This window comes from Allobosea caraganae, assembly GCF_003351345.1.
In the GTDB taxonomy this organism is placed as follows: Bacteria; Pseudomonadota; Alphaproteobacteria; order Rhizobiales; family Beijerinckiaceae; genus Allobosea; species Allobosea caraganae.
Genome location: NZ_QQTO01000033.1, coordinates 325250 through 340922 on the forward strand (window position 1 = coordinate 325250; position 15673 = coordinate 340922).

Here is a 15673-nt window from a genome sequence, read left to right on the forward strand (position 1 = left end):
TCATGACTTCAGGACGATAGACGACAATGCGATTTGGATTGCTGGGTGCCGGGCGGATCGGCCGGATTCATGGGTTGAACGTCGCGGCGAGAGCCGACGCGACGCTGGTTTCGGTGGCCGACGCCTCGGCCGAGGCGGCTGCCTCGCTCGCGGCCACAGCTGGTGCCAAGGTCGCGACGGCTGACGCCATCCTTGCGGACGCGACGCTCGACGCCGTGCTGATCTGCACGCCGACCGACACCCATGCCGACCTGATCGAAGCCGCGGTCTCGGCCGGCAAGGCCGTGTTCTGCGAGAAGCCGGTCGATCTCGACGCCGAGCGCATCCGCCGCTGCCTCAAGGTGGTGGCGCAGTCCGGCAAGCCGCTGATGATCGGTTTCAACCGCCGCTTCGACCCGAACTTTGCCGCGCTGGAGAGCCGGTTGCGCCAGGGCGATGCCGGCGCGATCGAGATCGTCAGCGTGATCTCGCGCGATCCCTCGCCACCGCCGGTCGACTACGTCAAGCGCTCTGGCGGGCTCTTCCGCGACATGATGATCCACGACTTCGACATGGCGCGTTTCCTCCTCGCCGAGGAGCCGGTCGAAGTCTTCGCTGTTGGCTCGGCCCTGGTCGACCCCGCCATCGGCGAGGCCGGCGATGTCGACACCGCCGCCGTGCTGATGCGTACCGCGAGCGGCCGCATCGCCCAGATCTCGAACTCCCGCCGCGCCACCTATGGCTACGACCAGCGTATCGAGGTGCATGGCTCGAAGGGCATGCTGCGCGCCGGCAACATCCACGAGACCACGGTGGAGATCGCGACCGGGGCGGGCTTCCGCGCTGATCCCGTCCAGAACTTCTTCCTGGAGCGCTATGCCGCCGCCTACCGCGCCGAGCTCGACGCCTTCATCGTGGCGTGCCGCGGTGGCAAGCCGCCGGTGCCGACCGGCCTCGACGGGCTGAAGGCCCAGATCCTTGCCGACGCCGCGACCGAATCGAAGCGCACCGGCAAGCCTGTCGCAGTCGCCCTGGACACGCTCTGATGACGCCGGCCGAACTCGACCTTCGCCAGTTCGCCGTGCTTGGCCTCGTCCAGGAGGCCAGCCAGCTCGCGCTCGATTACTTCAACAAGCGCGACAGCCTCGGCATCACCATGAAGGGCGCGCAGGATTGGCTCACCGTGGCCGATGGCGCGGTCGAGGAGTTCCTGCGCGAGCGCCTCGCCGTGCTGTTCCCGGATGATGCCGTGATCGGCGAGGAGGGCGGTGGCGAGGCGGCCGACGCGGTCTGGATCATCGATCCGATCGACGGCACCTCGAACTTCGCCCGCGGCGACCGCAACTGGTGCGTCTCGATCGGCCTTCTGCTCAACGGCGTGCCCGAGATCGGCATCATCTCGGCCCCGGCGCTGGAGGAGGTCTATATCGCCCGGCGCGGGCAGGGCGCGACGATGAACGGCGAGCCGATCAAGGTCTCCGGCGCGACCGATATCGGCCGGGCCTATATCGAGCTTGGCTGGTCCACCCGCATTGCCAACGAGACCTATCTCGCCATGGTCGGGCGCGGCCTTGGCGTCGGCGCCTCGGTCAAGCGCGGCGGCTCGGGGGCGCTCGGCATCTGCCATGTCGCGAACGGCCGGACCGAGGCCTATGCCGAGCTGCACATCAATGCCTGGGACGTCGCCGCCGGCCTGGTGATCGCCAGCGAGGCCGGCGCCGATGTCAACGACTTCTTTAGCGGGGAGGGCATCGCCGAGGGCAATCCGGTCCTGTGCTGCACGCCTGGCCTGACGCGCGAACTGGAGCAGATCACGGGGATAATAAGCCGGCATAAGACTAATTGACCTTTGCCGACAAAGCATCACTATCAAGCCAACGACAAGACCAAGAACAAACCTAGACGGGAGGAAGACAATGCAGGGATATCAATGGCTTCGGGCCAGTGCCTTGGCCATGCTCGCAACTGGTGCCGCGTTCGTCGCGGCTCCGGCCCAGGCGCAGGGCTCGCTGGTGATGTATTGCGGCGTCCAGGAAGAATGGTGCCGCGCCATGAGCACCACCTTCGAGAAGGAGACCGGCATCAAGGTCGCGATGACCCGCAAGTCGGCCGGTGAGATCTATGCCCAGCTCAAGGCCGAATCGGCCAACCCGCGTGGCGACATCTGGTGGGGCGGCACAGGCGATCCCCATCTCCAGGCCGCTGAAGAGGGGCTCACCCAGGAATACGAGTCGGCTGCCAACAAGGACATGCAGGACTGGTCCCTGGCGCAGTGGCGGGCGGCTCAGAAGCGCACCATCGGCATCTATGCCGGCGCGCTCGGCTTCGGCTTCAACACGCAGCAGATCAAGCAGAAGGGCCTGGCCGAGCCGAAATGCTGGGCCGACCTGCTCGACGCCAAGCTGAAGGACGACGTCCAGGTCGCCGACCCGAACTCCTCGGGCACGGCCTATAACATGCTCGCGACCATCGTTCAGCTCATGGGCGAGGATAAGGGCTTCGACTATCTCAAGGCCCTGCACAAGAACATCAGCCAGTACACCAAGTCCGGCGCGGCCCCGGCCAAGGCCGCGAGCCTGGGCGAGACGGCCGTCGGCATCGTCTTCATCCATGACGCCGTCGTGTTCGCCGTCCAGGGCGACCCGATCAAGGCTGTCGCCCCCTGCGAGGGCACGGGCTACGAGATCGGCTCGATGTCGATCATCAAGGGGGCGCGCAATCTCGACAACGCCAAGAAGTTCTACGACTGGGCGCTGACCCCCGCCGCCCAGGCGCTGGCCGCCCCGGCGAAGTCCTACCAGGTGCCGTCGAACAAGAACGCCGTGGTTCCCCCGCAGGCTCCGAAGATGTCGGAGATGAAGCTGATCAACTACGACTTCGTCAAATACGGCTCCTCGGCCGAACGCACCCGGCTGCTCACGAAGTGGGACAAGGAGGTCAAGCCCCTGCCGAAGTGATCGCTCCGGCACAACAAGCGGCTGAACAATAAAATAATAAGAGGTCGGAAAGATGCGCCCCGTGACACGGTTTGTGCTGCTGCTCGGCTGGCTCGGCTATGCCATCATCCCCTGGTACCTGCCCGATGGCATGAGCCTGACCGAGTTCGGCTGGCTTGCGGGCTATCCGTTCGGCAAGGCCGGCAGCGCGCTTGCGCTGGCCTTGTCGGGCACCGCGCCCTGGCTCTTGCCGATCGGCGCGCTGCTCGTGCTCGCGACGCTCCAGCTCGGCCGCAGCAACGCCGCCTCCGTCGGCCGGATTCTGATCGGCGCTGGACTGGCGGGGCTCGCGCTGTTCTTCGCGCAGGGCTTCGCCATCACGCTGAAGGGGCAGGGCTTGCCGACGCTGGCCGCCCTGCTTGGTGGCGGCGGCGCGGATACGGCGCAGGGCGGCATGGGCTTCGGCGCCTTCCTGACCGTGCTCTCGCTGCTGCTGCTGCTCTGCCATGGGCTCGCCTATCGCGGCATCTGCCGCGGCGATATCTTCACCACCTCCTCGATCGGCATCATCGTGCTGCTGATCGGGCTCTTCATCTTCTATCCCGTCATCACGATCCTGCGCAGCGCGCTGGTCGACCAGGCCGGCGCCTTCGCGCCGGCCGCCTTCTTCGAGCGCCTCTTCAGCGCGTCGATCTGGGGGCTCGGCTGCGTCACCGCGAACACCAATTGCGGCGTCGCCTGGAACACGCTGATCCTGGCCGTGCTGACCGGCGTCACCACCACGCTGCTCGGGCTCGCCTGCGCGCTGCTGATCCTGCGCACGGGCATGCCGGGCAAGCGCGTCATGCGCCTGTTGACGGTGCTGCCGATCATCACGCCGCCCTTCGTCATCGGCCTTGCGCTGATCCTGCTCTTCGGCCGCTCCGGCTTGTTCTCCAACCTGCTCTATGAGTGGTTCGCGATCCCGCGCTCGCGCTGGATCTACGGCTTGCCGGGCATTCTTCTGGCGCAGGTCCTGGCCTTCGCGCCGATCGCCTTCCTGGTCCTGATCGGCGTCGTCCAGGGCATCAGCCCGAGCCTGGAGGAGGCGTCGCAGACGCTCGGCGCCAAGCGCTGGGCGACGTTCAGCACCGTGACCTGGCCCTTGCTCAAGCCCGGCATCGCCAACGCCTTCCTGCTCGGCTTCGTCGAGAGCATGGCGGATTTCGGCAACCCGCTGGTGCTCGGCGGCAATTTCGAGGTGCTCTCGACCAAGATCTTCTTCGCGGTCGTCGGAGCCGCCCATAACCAGGGCCAGGCCGCGGTACTGGCCTTCGTGCTGCTTGCCTTCACGCTCGGCGCCTTCTGGATCCAGCGGCGCTGGCTCGGCGGCAAGTCCTATACGACCGTGACCGGCAAGGGCGATTCCGGCCTGCCGACGCCGCTGCCGCGCCGCGTCACCTGGCTCGCCGGGCTGGTCATCGTGCCGTGGGTCTCGCTGACCGCGGTGATCTACCTGGTCATCCTGGTCGGCGGCTTCGTCAAGACGATGGGGCGCGACTACACGCCGACGCTGGAGCACTACAAGACCGGCTTCTCGATCGATTTCAGCCGCGGCCTCTATTTCGACGGCTCGGCCTGGAACTCGTTTTTCACGACGATCAAGCTCGCCGCGATCTCGGCGCCGCTCACCGCGATCATCGGCCTGCTGACCGCCTATCTCCTGACGCGCCAGCGCTTCAGCGGCCGCCACCTGCTCGAATTCGCGACCATGCTGAGCTTCGCCATTCCCGGCACGGTGCTCGGCGTCTCCTATATCCTGGCCTTCAACGTGCCGCCGATCGAGATCACCGGCACCGGCCTGATCCTCGTCATCACCTTCGTCTTCCGCAACATGCCGGTCGGCGTCCGCTCCGGCATCGCCGGGCTGTCGCAGATCGACAAGAGCCTGGACGAGGCCTCGACGACCCTGCGGGCGCGCAGCTTCACCACGCTCTGGCGCGTCGTGCTGCCGCTGCTGCGGCCGGCGCTCGTCGCGGCGCTGATCTACAGCTTCGTGCGCAGCATGACGGCGGTGAGCGCCGTGATCTTCCTGGTCTCGGCCGAGTACAACCTCTCGACCGCCTATATCGTCGGGCGCGTCGAGGCCGGCGAGTTCGGCCTCGCCATCGCCTATTCCTCGGTGCTCATCGTCTTCATGGCCGCCGGCATCGGCCTGATCCAGCTTGGCGTCGGCGAACGCAAGCTCGGCCGGCGCGTCGCCGCCCCCGTGGCGGCGACGCCGGCACCTGCTCCCGCGATCGGATAAAGGACAGAAAAATCATGGCAAAAGCCGGCCCCGCATCCGTCGAATTCCGCAATGTCAGCATGCGCTATGGCAGCGTCACCGCGGTCGACAACGTCAACTTCACCATCGAGGCCGGCAAGCTGGTCACGCTGCTCGGCCCCTCCGGCTGCGGCAAGACCACGACCCTGCGCATGATCGCCGGACTCGAGATCGCCAGCGAAGGCCAGATCCTGATCGGCGGCAAGGACGTCACCAAGCTCTCGGCCGCCGACCGCGACGTCTCCATGGTCTTCCAGTCCTACGCGCTCTTCCCGCATATGAGCGTCCTCGAGAACGCCGCCTACGGCCCGACGGTGAAGGGCCTTGGCAAGGAGGTGGCGCGCGAGATGGCCATGGCCAAGCTCGCCCTCGTCGGCCTGAAGGGCTTCGAGAACCGCTACCCGTCCGAGCTCTCGGGCGGGCAGCAGCAGCGCGTCGCGGTGGCGCGGGCCCTGGTCCTGGAGCCGCAGGTCCTGCTTTTCGACGAGCCGCTCTCCAACCTCGACGCCAAGCTGCGCCGGCGCGTCCGCGAGGAGATCCGCGAGCTGCAGCAGAACCTCAACCTCACCGTCGCCTATGTCACCCATGATCAGGAGGAGGCGCTGGCCGTCTCCGACCGCATCATCGTGATGTCGAATTCCCGCATCGCGCAGGAGGGCTCGCCGCGCGATCTCTACGAGCGCCCGGCCAACGCCTTCGTCGCCGACTTCATCGGCGACGCCAATCTGATCGATGTCACGATCAAGTCCGTCGCGGACGGGCAGGCCAGCGTCGCGATCGGTCCCGCGACCGTGCCATTGCCTTCGCGCGAGCTTCAGCCCGGGCCGGCGAAGGTGGCGATCCGCCCGGAAAGCCTGCTCCTGTCCAAGGTTCAGGATGCTTCGGTCCTGCCCGGCACGATCCGCAAATGCGCCTATCTCGGCAACCATCTCGACATCGTCGTCGACACGCCGGTCGGCGACCTCTTCGTCATCCAGCACGGCCATCCCGAGATGCTGGAGCAGGGCGCCCCGGTCTGGCTCTCCTTCGCCAAGTCGGGCGTGACGCTGATCCCGCCAGCCTGACGCCTCAGCCGGCCCCGGTCGCCAGCGCCCTGATCGCTACCCGCAACTCCGCCTCGTCGACGAGGTCGGCGGCGTCGTTCGGCTTGAACCATTGGCTGCGCCGCTGGCCCTGCTCGGGCCAGGCGACGAGCTGGCGCTCCACCTCCAGCCGGTAGAGCTTCACCTCGCAAAGCACGACGCTGTCGGGCAGGCGCTTCCAATAGGAAAAGCTGCCGCTCGACCTCTTCTCAATCTTGCCGACGACGCCGGCCTCCTCATAGGCCTCGCGCGCCGCGGCGTCGTGGTCCTTCATCCCCTTCACCGGCCAGCCCTTGGGCACGACCCAGCGCTGCGTCGTGCGCGAGGTCACGAGCAGGATTTCGACCGAGCCATCTGCCGCTCGGCGGATCGGCAGCGCGCCGACCTGAACGCGGGGCGCGCCGGACGGGCGCTTCGCCTTCTTCATCGATTGGAGGCATTTCGTCGCTGGGGAAATCGAGGTGTCGCGAGACTTAATGTCTAGACTTCGCGGTTGAAAGCCCATGATGACAGCTTTGGCCGCGTCCACGCAAAATAATCGACAAAACACCATAATTTCCCACAGGCGCGCTGGCGCCCAGCCGGCTTTGCCGGGCGTTTCGCTGCAATGGCCTCGTCCCGCTGGATATGCGGAGCGCGCGCGGGGTTATTTCACCTGGCGCAGCAGCGCCAGCCGCACGGCAGCCGGGATCGGCGCGACGACGGGGACGCCGAAGCGCCCGGAAAGGGCCTTCGCGGCCTGTGCCAGCGGGCCGCCGCCGATGACGAGCGCCTGCGCCTGCCACCTGTCGATGGCCTCGCCGCAAGCCTCCGCGAGCGCATCGACGAGCCGCTGCGGGTCGCTCATCACGGCATGGACGTCGCCTTTGGTCAGCGCGACGCCGCGAAAGCGCGGGCCATGGCCATAGGCGATCGCCATCGCCTCGATCGAGGCGACGAGATCGGGCGTCGTCGTCACCACGGCGAAGCTGCGCCCTCCGGCCGCAGCCTCCAGCATCGCGGCCTCGGCGATGCCGGTGACGGGGCAGGGCAGGCGCCGGCGCAGCGCCTCCAGCCCCGGGTCGCCGAAGGCCGAGACGATGACGCCAGCCGGCGGCGCGGCGGCGATCCCCTCAGCCAGGGCGAGCACCGCCTCGCCGGCAACGGCGAGCGCCTGCGCATGGGTGATCAGCGGCGCGCCATGCGGCGCCGTCAGCCCCTCGACCACGACCCCGTCGGGCGCCGCCTCCTGCGCGATGGCGCGCATCGCCTCGGTCGTGGCCGCATTCGTGTTGGGGTTGATCAGGACCAGCCGGGAGGCGGCTTGGCTTCGAAGGTCGCGCTCGGTCATGATCCGAACTCTAAAGCATGATGCCGAAAAGTGGGCACCGGTTTTCGGAAAGATCCGATGCAATAACAAAAGGCTAGATCGCCACTTTGCGTCCGGTAGGACGCACGACGATCTAGCGGGGCAGCGGCGCAGCGCAATCGGTTGAAGATTGTCGGCGCGCGCCGCCTGCTCAATCCAGCACGAAGGTCGGCGGCTTCGGCAGGATCGGCCGCCAATGCGTGGGCTGCCAGTCGAGCGGCCGGCCGTCTTCGCAGAGCCAGCCCACGTTCCGCAATTCGGCTCCCTCGCTGGCGGGGCGCCGGAAGCGGGCCCGCTCGACGCGGTCGCCATCGGTCACCTCGACGGTCTCGCTCATTGCCTTGCGCACCGGCGGCGTTCCGAGTGTCCAACGTGCTGCCATGGCGGCCCTCATCGAATGCGCGGATCCGATAGGCCAGCTCCATGAATGTGTGATGGCTGGAATTTGCGATGGCCGACGCCCCGACTTGCGGCGGCGCCTTGAGCTTTGGAACTAGAGCATCGGACCGAAAAGTGGAATCCGGTTTTCGGAAAAATCCGATGCAATAACAAAAGCCTAGATCGCCACTTTGCGTCCGAAAGGACGCACGGCGATCTAGAGCATCGGACCGAAAAGTGGAATCCGGTTTTCGGAAGAATCCGATGCAATAACAAAAGCCTAGATCGCCACTTTGCGTCCGATAGGACGCACGGCGATCTAGAGAAGCGGCCGCGGCAAGGGCGTGGGGCGCGACGGCTTCGACTGCCCGACCTGGCAGGCCAGTTCGGAGAAGGCGAGCGGTGCGCCGCCTTTCGCCCGCAGGGCCGCGCTGAGGAAGCGGATCGGGAAGCAGACGGCCTCCACATTGCTACCGCTGAGCTGCCCCATCCGCGGCAGGTCGGCGCGCAGGCTCGCCTCGGCGGTGGCGAGCGCCTGCTCGACCTCGGACGCCTCGACGAGACCTTTGCGGACCAGCAGGCGGCTCAGTTCGGCGACGGCGATCAGCAGGCCTTCGAGCTGGAGATTGGCTGTGTTCACGACGAGCCTCCCACGCTGGTGAAGCCCCTAAACAGCACGGAAGCTCGGCTTGATTGAGGCCGCCGGCAAAACCCTCCGGAACGGCAGTTGCCGCGGAGTGCTCGGACGGGCTCTTGGGGAGAAACTAGCTGGAGGCTTCGATGCCGGCGACGGTGATGATCCCGGCCAGCGCCAGCGTCGCCCAGACGAGTTCGGCGAACAGGCCGTGGGCGGGAATGCCGCCCAAGATGACGGTGGACATGCCGCCCACCAGTACCAACGCGGAACTCAACACCACCCCGTTCATGACCCGCTCCTCCCCACGTTTTGGCCGCAAACGCCGCTACGCAAGAATGGTTCCATCTTTCCATCGGATTTTTATGACAATTCGCGACATTGGCAACTGCCTTTAGGAAAGATGTCGCCGAGAATCCGCCCGGACGTGCCGCTCGGGACCTAAGCGCTGCGCCGGGCGGCGGCTGCGCGGCGCCGAGGGGCGGCCCGTGGCGCGAGCACGCCGTCGAAAGCGCCACCGTCGCGCAGGCTCTTGAAGGCGAGTGTCGCGAGGGTGGCCGCGATGGTCGGCGGCCCCAGGCGGGAGACCAGCATCGCAAGGCCGATCGCGACCGGGCGCGGATAGCGGCCGGCGGCGGCCTCGCTCGCGATCCAGGCGCCGACCAGGTGAACCAGCAATCTCATATCCGTCTCTCCTGCGTGCCGGGGACCATCAGAGCGCGACCTTGCGGTTCTCGCCGAGCCTCGGCCGGTGGCCGGTCAGGGCGGCCGCGGCCATCTTCACCGTCGTCACCAGCTTGCCCGGGCTGTCCCAGAACTCGGCCATCGAGGGCATGACGCGCAGGACGCGGATGTTCGGGTCGTCCTTGCTCTTCCACCAGGCCTTGGCTGCGGTCGACCAGAGCTCGCCGATCTTGGCGCGGTCGTCGAGCACGTTCGCGGTTCCGGTCACCGAGACATAGGCCTGCCCGTCCGTATCGGCGAAGGCGAGGCAGACATTCTGGTTGATCTCGATCTCGTCGTCCTTGTGATGGCGCGCATCGCTCAGGAAGAAGACGGCCTCCTCGTCGCGCACAACATGGGCGCTCATCGGCCGTGCCCGCAATGCGTCGCCTGTGCCGTCATGCGTCACCAGCATGCACAGCCCGATCTTCTCCATGAGGTCCCAGGCGTGGTCCTGGTCGGAATGATGGCTCATGCGATGTCCTCCGTGATTGCCAGGGAGAACCGTCGAACCGGACAACAGTTCCGACCAAATCTGCGGCGAGGCCGGACGGCGAGCGCCGGCGGCAGCCTGGCACGGTCGGCGTCATCCGAAGCGGCTCAGAAGCGGTAGTGCAGCAACCGCCCCATGCGGGCGAGGGGCGGGATCATTGCGAAGACGTGAATCGTCAGGCGCGCCAGCCAGGACATCCGCGAGACCTGCTCGGGGTCGTAGCCCTTCGGGTCATAGGCGAGGAATTCGTTCAGCAGCCTGAGCTTCGGCACCTGCTGCTCCAGCTCGCGCGGATCGTCGAGCGGCCAGAGCAGCTTCGCCCCGGTTGCCCGGACGGAGGGCAGGTTGCGCAGGAATTTTAGCCCGAGGTTGCTGTAGCCGTCGAAGGCGAGCTCTCCGCGCGGCAGATGCGCCGTCAGCCGTTGCAGGAGCCGGTGCACCTCCTCCGGCAGGAGGTAGGGCAGGAGCCCTTCGGCGACGATCATTGTCGGCTTGTCCTGCGGGATCGCCTCAAGCCAGGCCGGGTCGGTCACCGAGGAGCCGATCAGCGTGTAGTTGTCGCGCTGCGGATAGAGCTTGCGGCGCAGCGCCACGACCTCGGGGTAGTCGACGTCGAACCAGCGGATGCCGGGGCCGGGATCGATGCGGAAGACGCGGCTGTCCAGCCCGCAGCCGAGATGCAGCACGGTCGCGTCGGGATAGCGCTTGAGGAATTCGCGCGTCCAGCCGTCGAGGATATGGGCGCGCATGGCGACGCCGATCATCAAGTCGCGATCGAGCTTCAGCTTGGAGAAGTCGTAGTCGATCTTGCTGACGGCCTCGGCGGCAAAATGGTCCTTCAGCAGGGAATCGGGCAGGTGGCTCTCGCCCGCCTTGCCGTAGAGCGTGATGAGAAGGGTCTCCTTCTCCTCGGTCAGCGTGATCGTCTCGGCAGTCAATCGCACTCCTGGGTTCATGGTGGCCTGCGCTCCGCCGAGCCCAGACGCGCCGCCAGTCGCGATGAGACTGTGGCGGGCCGCGCTGCCTGGAAGAAACGCGGTTACCGCATGATAGCTCCCAGGGCCGGACCGGGACTGTGATCTAGGTCACGAAGCAGGTATCGGCGCTGAGCAGCGATGACGGCGCGGTTTATGCGATCCAAACCTTTGAAGCCGCGGCGTTGCGATTTGCCTGGGCCCGTATCCGCACTAGCATGGCGCCGCAGTGGAGACGGGCAGAATGGCGTATCGCGTCACGGTCGGACGGCAGACCCATGTCTTCGCCGACCTCAAGCAGGTGATGGCGAAGGCGACGCCGCTGCGCTCGGGCGACATGCTGGCCGGCCTCGCCGCTGCCAGCATGGAGGAGTGCATGGCGGCGAAGATCGCGCTCGCCGATCTGCCGCTGCGGATTTTCCTGAGCGAGGCTCTGGTCCCTTACGAACAGGACGAGGTCACCCGCCTGATCCTCGACACGCATGACGCCGCTGCCTTCGCGCCGATTGCCGCGCTGACGGTCGGCGAATTCCGCGACTGGCTCTGCTCCGAAGCTGCAACGACGGAGGTTCTCGCCGGGATTGCTCCCGGCGTGACGCCGGAGATGGCGGCGGCGGTCTCGAAGCTCATGCGCAACCAGGACCTCATCCTGGTCGCGCGCAAGTGCCGGGTGGTGACGCGGTTCCGCAACACGCTCGGCCTGCCCGGCACCATGGCCGTGCGGCTCCAGCCCAACCATCCGACCGACGATGCCGCCGGCATCCTCGCTTCGATCGTCGATGGCCTGCTCTATGGCTGCGGCGACGCGGTGATCGGCATCAACCCGGCTTCCGACAGCCCTGCTGCCATCGGCGACCTGCTGCGCCTGCTCGACGAACTGATCCGTCGCTTCGATATCCCGACGCAAAGCTGCGTGCTGACCCATGTCACCAGCGCCATCGCGCTGATCGGGCAGGGCGCGCCGGTCGATCTCGTCTTCCAGTCGGTCGCGGGCACGCAAAAGGCCAACGATTCCTTCGGTGTCTCGCTCGCCCTGCTGAGGGAGGGCATGGAGGCGGGGCGCTCGCTGAAGCGCGGCACGGTCGGCGACAACGTCATGTATTTCGAGACCGGCCAGGGCTCGGCGCTCTCGGCCGGCGCCCATCACGGCGTCGACCAGCAGACCTTGGAGGCGCGCGCCTATGCGGTGGCTCGCGCCTATGACCCGCTGCTGGTCAACACGGTCGTCGGCTTCATCGGCCCGGAATACCTTTATGACGGCAAGCAGATCATCCGCGCCGGGCTGGAGGACCATTTCTGCGGCAAGCTCATGGGCGTGCCGATGGGTTGCGACATCTGCTACACCAACCATGCCGAGGCCGATCAGGACGACATGGACACGCTCCTGACCCTGCTCGGCACCGCCGGCGTCAACTTCGTCATGGGCGTGCCCGGCGCCGACGACGTGATGCTGAACTACCAGTCCACCTCCTTCCACGACCAGCTCTACATCCGCGAGGTGCTCGACCTGAAGCGCGCGCCCGAGTTCGAGGCCTGGCTGCGCCGCATGGAGATCACCGACGCGGCTGGAAAGCTGAGCACGGGGCGCGGCCGGCAGGCGCTGCTGGCGGCGGTGCAAGGCAGGGCGGCATGAGCGACGAGCCGCTCCCGCTCGCCGAGCGTTGGGCCGCGCTGGCCCGGCTGACTCCGGCCCGCATCGGCCTCGGCCGCTCCGGCGCCTCGCTGCCGACGCGCGAGGTGCTGCGCTTCGGCCTCGCCCATGCGCAGGCCCGCGACGCCGTGCATATTCCGTTTCGGGCGGAGGAGGTCGCGACGGCGCTGGCGACCCTGCCGGTCGAGACCGTGCAGGTCGAGAGCGCCGCGCCCTCGCGCGACCTCTATCTCAGGCGGCCCGACCTTGGACGGCGGCTGTCGGCAGAGAGCCGGGTGGCGCTGGCCGGGCGTCGAGGCGATTTCGACCTCGCGCTCGTCGTGGCCGATGGCCTCTCTTCGACCGCGATCCACCAGAACGCCGCGCCGTTTATCGCCGGGCTCCTGCCGCTGCTGCGGCGCCAGGGATTGCGCCTCGCTCCGCTCGTCATCGCGAGCCAGGCCCGCGTCGCCCTGGGCGATGAGGTCGGCGAGGCGCTTGGCGCTCGGGCCGTCGCAGTCCTGATCGGTGAGCGGCCCGGCCTGTCCTCGCCGGATTCGCTCGGCGCCTATCTCACCTTCGCGCCGCGGCCCGGCCTGAGCGATGCGGCGCGCAACTGCATCTCGAACATCCGCCCCGGCGGGCTGAGCTATGAGCAGGCTGCGTTCAAGCTCTCCTGGTTGATCGCGGAAGCCTTCCGCCGCTCGCTGACGGGCGTCGACCTGAAGGATGAAAGCGATCTCGCGCTGGAGGCGGTGACGCCAGACAAGCTGCCGCCGGCCTGAAGCGCCTAACGGAAATTACAGCCCTCATCCTGAGGAGCCGCGCAGCGGCGTCTCGAAGGATGATCCAGCTCGCGATGACAGCGCCCACAGGAAGCATCCTTCGAGACGCGGGCTGAAGCCCGCTCCTCAGGATGAGGGCCGAGGGTGCAAAGCCTCGAACCCGGCTATTGCGCCTCGATCTTCGCGTCGCGGATCACGGTGCGCCAGGTCTCGATGTCGCGCTCGACCACGGTCTTAAACGCGGCCGGGCCGAGCGCGCGCGGCACCAGGCCCTGCAGCTTCATCCAGTCCTGGATCTTCGGCTGTTTGACGATGTCGATGATCGCATCGCTCAGCTTGGTCACGATCAGCTCCGGCGTCGCCGCCGGCACGAAGAAGCCGAGCCAGTAGACCTGCTCGAAGCCCTGGCTCATGCCGCTCTCGCGCATGGTCGGCATTTCCGGCATCAGCGGCGAGCGCTCCGGGCTGGTCACGGCGAGCGCCTTGATCTGCCCGCCTTCGGCCAGGGCGCGCGAGGCGGTGACGGTGTCGAACAGCAACTGCACCTCGTTGCCCATCAGCGCCTGGATCGAGGGGCCGCCGCCGCGGAAGGGGACATGCACCATGTCGATCCCGGTCTGCAGCCCGAAGAGCTCGCCGATCAGGTGGCCCGACGAGCCCTGGCCGGCCGAGCCGAAATTGAGCTTGCCTGGATTGGCCCTGGCATAGGCGATGAACTCGGCGACGGTCTTCGCCGGCAGCGAGGGATGCGTCACCAGCAGGTAGGGGCCGATCGCGACCTGGGCGAGCGGCCGCAAATCCTTGCTCACGTTATAGGGCAGGTGCTTCTTGAAGCTCGGATCGACCGTGATCACCGAGGTGTGGAACAGCACGGTGTAGCCGTCGGGATCGGCCTTCGCGACCGCGTCGGTTCCGATCGAGCCGGCCGCGCCCGGCCTGTTCTCGACGATGACCGGCTGGTTGAAGCGGGCGCGCAGCTCCTCGGCGACTGTGCGTGCCACCGGGTCGGTCGAGCCGCCCGGCGGGTAGGGCACGATGATCTTGATCAGCTGTCTGGGGAAGCCGTCGGCGCTGCCCTGCGCGGCGGCGGGCAGAAGCACGGCCAACTGGACGAGCAGGGCCAAGACGATACGCCCGATCATCGGCCGGATCCTTTCCTCGAGAGCGTTTCCTCAGCCGGACGTCGGCCGCTCGTTGCTTGGCGGCCCGATGCGTTTCGGCGAACGAACGTTACCGAGGCTGCCGCAGCGCAACCATCGTCACCAAGCGAAGGGCAGGTTTGCGCCCTGCGAAAGCGCCGCAACCGGCAGTGGCATAAGCCGCAGCTTTTCATCTGCCGCACACCTGCTCGACGCCGCCTGGCGATGTTCGCGCGCATGTTGCCGCTGTTAGCTCTGCCGCCAACAAGAGCCGCATGCGGAGGATGAACCATGCTCGATCGTCGCCAAGTTCTGGCTGGCGCAGGCGCCACGCTCACTGCCGCAGCGTCCGGCCCGGCCATGGCCCAGGCCTGGCCGTCCAAGCCGGTGCGCTTCATCGTGCCCTTCGTCGCTGGCGGCGGCTCGGATGTCGCGGCGCGGCTCCTGGCCGAGGAACTCCGGCGCGTGCTCGGCGTCGCCTTCGTCATCGAGAACCGGCCGGGGCTCGCCGGCTCGATCGGCGCCGATGCCGCCGCCAAGGCCGAGCCCGACGGCCATACGATCGTCATCGCCACGCCCGGCGTGCAGATGACCAATCCGTTCCTCTACGCAAACCTGCCCTATGACGCGATGAAGGATTTTCGCCCGGTCGTCCATGTCGCGCAATTGCCGAGCGTGCTCGTGGTCAACCCTTCCGTGCCGGCCAACACCACGGTCGAGTTCATCGCCTATGCCAAGGCCAATCCGGACAAGCTCAACTTCGCCAGCAACGGCCCGGGTTCGGCCAGCCATCTCGCCGTCGAGCTGTTCAAGACCATGGCCGGCATCGACATGGTCCATGTGCCCTATCGTGGCTCCGGCCCGGCGCTGCTCGACCTCGTCGGCGGCCGCGTCGATTGCGCGATCGATTCGCTGACCGCGATGATGCCGCAGGTGCGCGATGGCAAGCTCCGGGCGCTCGGCGTCTCTACGGCGGAGCGCGTCTCGCTGGAGCCGAACCTGCCGCCGATCGCGGACGGCCTGCCGGGCTATGACGCCTTCACGCTGCTCTACATCACCACGGCAGCGCGTGTGCCCGATGCGGCCGTGACCAGGCTCAACGCGGCGGTGAACGAGATTCTGGCGCTGCCCGAGATCAGGCGGCACTTCGAGGAGCAGGGCATGCTCCCGACCGGCGGCACCCCGGCCGAGCTTCAGGCGGTGATCGAGACCGAGCGCGGCAAGTGGAAGCGGATCATCGATGTGGCGGGCGTCAAGGTGGAGTAGG

17 protein-coding genes are annotated in these 15673 nt (G+C 67.3%); 8 read left to right on the forward strand and 9 right to left on the reverse strand.

What is annotated here, in order from left to right:
- The first annotated feature begins 26 nt into the window (after positions 1–26).
- From iolG to DWF00_RS22440, 5 genes are all read left to right on the forward strand, one after another.
- Complete coding sequence (gene iolG / locus DWF00_RS22420; RefSeq protein WP_114831164.1) at positions 27–1025, forward strand: inositol 2-dehydrogenase; 999 nt, start codon at positions 27–29, stop codon at positions 1023–1025.
- On the forward strand, positions 1025–1825 hold the full coding sequence (locus tag DWF00_RS22425) for an inositol monophosphatase family protein (protein ID WP_114831165.1): 801 nt from the start codon (positions 1025–1027) through the stop codon (positions 1823–1825). The genes iolG and DWF00_RS22425 overlap by 1 nt, the downstream gene beginning before the upstream one ends.
- Before the next feature lie 109 nt (positions 1826–1934).
- Positions 1935–2936, forward strand: a complete 1002-nt coding sequence (locus DWF00_RS22430; RefSeq protein WP_245974219.1) for an ABC transporter substrate-binding protein — start codon at positions 1935–1937, stop codon at positions 2934–2936.
- Between the two features lie 52 nt (positions 2937–2988).
- Positions 2989–5202 carry an ABC transporter permease gene (locus tag DWF00_RS22435; protein ID WP_114831167.1) on the forward strand — a complete coding sequence of 738 codons (2214 nt, stop codon included), beginning with the start codon at positions 2989–2991 and terminating at the stop codon, positions 5200–5202.
- Positions 5203–5216: 14 nt separating this feature from the next.
- A complete protein-coding gene (locus DWF00_RS22440) occupies positions 5217–6284 on the forward strand; it encodes an ABC transporter ATP-binding protein (protein ID WP_114831168.1) in 1068 nt (355 codons plus the stop codon).
- 4 nt (positions 6285–6288) lie between these two features.
- Here the strand turns inward: DWF00_RS22440 and DWF00_RS22445 are convergent, their stop codons facing one another.
- From DWF00_RS22445 to DWF00_RS22475, 8 genes are all read right to left on the reverse strand, one after another.
- Positions 6289–6729 (reverse strand): NUDIX hydrolase, encoded by a 441-nt coding sequence (locus tag DWF00_RS22445; RefSeq protein WP_114831169.1) that lies wholly within the window; start codon positions 6727–6729, stop codon positions 6289–6291.
- A gap of 219 nt (positions 6730–6948) precedes the next feature.
- Positions 6949–7632 carry an aspartate/glutamate racemase family protein gene (locus DWF00_RS22450; protein WP_114831170.1) on the reverse strand — a complete coding sequence of 228 codons (684 nt, stop codon included), beginning with the start codon at positions 7630–7632 and terminating at the stop codon, positions 6949–6951.
- A 169-nt stretch (positions 7633–7801) separates the two neighbouring features.
- The gene (locus tag DWF00_RS22455; protein ID WP_147283762.1) at positions 7802–8032 is read right to left on the reverse strand and encodes a hypothetical protein; all 231 of its coding nucleotides are present in this window, start codon (positions 8030–8032) and stop codon (positions 7802–7804) included.
- Positions 8033–8347: 315 nt separating this feature from the next.
- Complete coding sequence (locus DWF00_RS22460) at positions 8348–8668, reverse strand: hypothetical protein (RefSeq protein WP_114831172.1); 321 nt, start codon at positions 8666–8668, stop codon at positions 8348–8350.
- A 124-nt stretch (positions 8669–8792) separates the two neighbouring features.
- Entirely contained in the window at positions 8793–8954 is a 162-nt protein-coding gene (locus DWF00_RS29570; RefSeq protein ID WP_181832797.1) for a hypothetical protein, read from the reverse strand.
- Positions 8955–9103: 149 nt separating this feature from the next.
- Positions 9104–9346 carry a hypothetical protein gene (locus tag DWF00_RS22465; protein ID WP_147283763.1) on the reverse strand — a complete coding sequence of 81 codons (243 nt, stop codon included), beginning with the start codon at positions 9344–9346 and terminating at the stop codon, positions 9104–9106.
- A gap of 28 nt (positions 9347–9374) precedes the next feature.
- Positions 9375–9860, reverse strand: a complete 486-nt coding sequence (locus tag DWF00_RS22470; RefSeq protein ID WP_114831174.1) for a pyridoxamine 5'-phosphate oxidase family protein — start codon at positions 9858–9860, stop codon at positions 9375–9377.
- 125 nt (positions 9861–9985) lie between these two features.
- Positions 9986–10816, reverse strand: coding sequence for a class I SAM-dependent methyltransferase (locus tag DWF00_RS22475; protein WP_114831175.1), 831 nt, complete (start codon positions 10814–10816; stop codon positions 9986–9988).
- A gap of 280 nt (positions 10817–11096) precedes the next feature.
- Here DWF00_RS22475 and DWF00_RS22480 point away from each other — a divergent pair, with 280 nt between their 5' ends.
- Positions 11097–12485, forward strand: a complete 1389-nt coding sequence (locus tag DWF00_RS22480) for an ethanolamine ammonia-lyase subunit EutB (protein ID WP_114831176.1) — start codon at positions 11097–11099, stop codon at positions 12483–12485.
- A complete protein-coding gene (gene eutC, locus DWF00_RS22485; protein ID WP_114831177.1) occupies positions 12482–13267 on the forward strand; it encodes an ethanolamine ammonia-lyase subunit EutC in 786 nt (261 codons plus the stop codon). Before DWF00_RS22480 ends, eutC begins: the two co-directional genes overlap by 4 nt.
- Before the next feature lie 164 nt (positions 13268–13431).
- On the opposite strand, the gene DWF00_RS22490 is transcribed toward eutC, so the two are convergent.
- Positions 13432–14409 carry a Bug family tripartite tricarboxylate transporter substrate binding protein gene (locus DWF00_RS22490; protein WP_114831178.1) on the reverse strand — a complete coding sequence of 326 codons (978 nt, stop codon included), beginning with the start codon at positions 14407–14409 and terminating at the stop codon, positions 13432–13434.
- A 288-nt stretch (positions 14410–14697) separates the two neighbouring features.
- Here DWF00_RS22490 and DWF00_RS22495 point away from each other — a divergent pair, with 288 nt between their 5' ends.
- Positions 14698–15672, forward strand: a complete 975-nt coding sequence (locus DWF00_RS22495; RefSeq protein ID WP_114831179.1) for a Bug family tripartite tricarboxylate transporter substrate binding protein — start codon at positions 14698–14700, stop codon at positions 15670–15672.
- The last annotated feature ends 1 nt before the right edge of the window (position 15673 follow it).

Bases quoted from the DNA above. Each gene is read 5' to 3' on its own strand.
- DWF00_RS22450 (WP_114831170.1), bottom strand. From the start codon at position 7,632: ATGACCGAGCGCGACCTTCGAAGCCAAGCCGCCTCCCGGCTGGTCCTG.
- DWF00_RS22430 (WP_245974219.1), top strand. From the start codon at position 1,935: ATGCTCGCAACTGGTGCCGCGTTCGTCGCGGCTCCGGCCCAGGCGCAG.
- DWF00_RS22435 (WP_114831167.1), top strand. From the start codon at position 2,989: ATGCGCCCCGTGACACGGTTTGTGCTGCTGCTCGGCTGGCTCGGCTAT.
- DWF00_RS22455 (WP_147283762.1), bottom strand. From the start codon at position 8,032: ATGGCAGCACGTTGGACACTCGGAACGCCGCCGGTGCGCAAGGCAATG.
- DWF00_RS22495 (WP_114831179.1), top strand. From the start codon at position 14,698: ATGCTCGATCGTCGCCAAGTTCTGGCTGGCGCAGGCGCCACGCTCACT.
- DWF00_RS22445 (WP_114831169.1), bottom strand. From the start codon at position 6,729: ATGAAGAAGGCGAAGCGCCCGTCCGGCGCGCCCCGCGTTCAGGTCGGC.
- DWF00_RS22440 (WP_114831168.1), top strand. From the start codon at position 5,217: ATGGCAAAAGCCGGCCCCGCATCCGTCGAATTCCGCAATGTCAGCATG.
- DWF00_RS22480 (WP_114831176.1), top strand. From the start codon at position 11,097: ATGGCGTATCGCGTCACGGTCGGACGGCAGACCCATGTCTTCGCCGAC.
- eutC (WP_114831177.1), top strand. From the start codon at position 12,482: ATGAGCGACGAGCCGCTCCCGCTCGCCGAGCGTTGGGCCGCGCTGGCC.
- DWF00_RS29570 (WP_181832797.1), bottom strand. From the start codon at position 8,954: ATGAACGGGGTGGTGTTGAGTTCCGCGTTGGTACTGGTGGGCGGCATG.
- iolG (WP_114831164.1), top strand. From the start codon at position 27: ATGCGATTTGGATTGCTGGGTGCCGGGCGGATCGGCCGGATTCATGGG.
- DWF00_RS22425 (WP_114831165.1), top strand. From the start codon at position 1,025: ATGACGCCGGCCGAACTCGACCTTCGCCAGTTCGCCGTGCTTGGCCTC.
- DWF00_RS22470 (WP_114831174.1), bottom strand. From the start codon at position 9,860: ATGAGCCATCATTCCGACCAGGACCACGCCTGGGACCTCATGGAGAAG.
- DWF00_RS22490 (WP_114831178.1), bottom strand. From the start codon at position 14,409: ATGATCGGGCGTATCGTCTTGGCCCTGCTCGTCCAGTTGGCCGTGCTT.
- DWF00_RS22465 (WP_147283763.1), bottom strand. From the start codon at position 9,346: ATGAGATTGCTGGTTCACCTGGTCGGCGCCTGGATCGCGAGCGAGGCC.